2 protein-coding genes are annotated in these 1793 nt (G+C 50.3%); one reads left to right on the plus strand and one right to left on the minus strand.

Going from position 1 to position 1793, the window contains the following annotated elements:
- On the plus strand, nt 1-1003 hold a 1003-nt coding region (gene tnpC, locus G7Y44_RS10240), incomplete at its 5' end, for an IS66 family transposase (protein ID WP_165249667.1).
- A gap of 68 nt (nt 1004-1071) precedes the next feature.
- Here tnpC and G7Y44_RS10245 read toward each other — a convergent pair.
- Nucleotides 1072-1793: tyrosine-type recombinase/integrase (locus tag G7Y44_RS10245; protein WP_165249669.1), on the minus strand; the 722-nt coding region annotated here is incomplete at its 5' end.

Below are 1793 nucleotides of genomic sequence, written 5' to 3' on the forward strand. Positions count from 1 at the left end.
TGTTCCGGCGCACCTTGTCGTTGAAGAGCACCGACGTCATGTTTATAAGTGCAGCTCGTGCTGTAAGGCTAACGCTGCAGGCGATGATGTTAGCGCACAGATCGTACGTGCCCCAATGCCGACACTTTCTCCTATCCCACACTCGTTTGCTACAGCATCCATGCTCTCATATGTGATCAACGCGAAGTATGCCAATTCCATGCCCTACTACCGGCTAGAGGAAGACTTTCGCTCCATAGGGGCAGATATCAGCCGCCAGGACATGGCAAACTGGACGATCAACGTGTATGAAAGATGGCTTTCCCTCATACATGCCCGCATGAAGGAAAAGCTCTTAGAATGTAAGTACCTCAATGCTGACGAGACAGAGGTCCAAGTACTTAAAGAGCCTGATCGCTTGCCCACACAAAAGTCTTATATGTGGTTGTTTAGAAGCGGCCCCTATAAGACACCTAACTGTATATTTGAGTACCACCCGACCCGTTCGGGCAATGTGGTGCGCACTTTTTTGAAAGACTGGTCAGGCTATCTTACTACCGACGGCTACGACCCTTACTTCAACTTAGGAATCGAAGGGGTAATCAACACTGCGTGTTTAGTTCACATACGGCGCAAGTTCGCTGAAATCGTCAAGGTGACAGGAGGTGATGCGGCATGTGAGGGTATAAACTCATTTGCCTTAGAAGCAAGGCGACGTATAGACCACATCTTCCATATCGACAAGAAGTTTGACGATATGGAGCCAGAAGCTCGCAAGAAAGCCCGCATAGAGAAGCTTAAGCCCCACATGGAATCATTTAAGGTGTGGGCTGAGGATGCCTTAGATAAGGCTGTGCCCAAGATGCCTTTGCACGATGCGCTACTCTACTCGCTCAAATACTGGCCTTATGTCATGAATGTGCTTAAAGACGGACACTTAGGTCTGGACAACAATATCGCTGAAAGGGCTATCAAATCTTTTGTGATTGGAAGAAACTATGTGCACGCAAAGGCTATGTGCTGAGCGACGCAGCCACTTCAGCATTACCAGGCGCTACTGTAACCTTCCCAGCACATAGCACAGTTCACACTTTACAGAGATTCCAAAAATGCCAACAGGCCGGGTTCGGGTACGTAGTGAGTAGGTTTTTGTTTCGAGCCGAATGGGTTTTTGCCAGCAGCTCGGTTGAGTGCCCTTTCTTTCATCTCCATGTCTGCCACCATGTACTTGTGTGTCGTATTCACGTTTTCATGCCCCAGCCATATTGCTATCGTTGACAGATCCACTCCCGCCGAAAGCATCGCCATGGCGGTCGAATGTCGCAGTGTATGGGGCGTGCAGCGTTTCTTCGACAGTGAAGGGTTGGATGCAGCAGCTTCTCTAAAGACGGAATCTAGGCGTGATCTAGCACCTGACCTTGTTAGATGTCCTACGTTGCGTCCAGGGAACAGGTAGTCTTCTTCCGAGATGTGCGTCTCCTCCATATAGGAAGCTACCGCATTTGAAGTCTCTGGCCAGATGGGAACACTCCGTTCTTTGCGACCTTTCCCGATGGTTCTGACGCGACAGGAGCCCTCACCGAATTCGAACGATGAAGCGCGAAGCTCGACGATTTCGGTAATGCGGAATCCTGTGTTGAACATTAACTTCACCATCATCGAGTCCCTACGGCCTTTAAGCGTTGTCGCATCGCAGGCATTCACCATCGCCTCGACTTCGTCTGGGGTCAGAAAGTCAAGGGCCGGCTTCGCTTCCTTCCGGGGTTTGATTGATGACAAGCCCTTCGCCCAAGCAGAGCGCTCGGGACATTCAC

It is taken from the genome of Adlercreutzia sp. ZJ141 (genome assembly GCF_011038965.1).
Taxonomy (GTDB): domain Bacteria; phylum Actinomycetota; class Coriobacteriia; order Coriobacteriales; family Eggerthellaceae; genus ZJ141.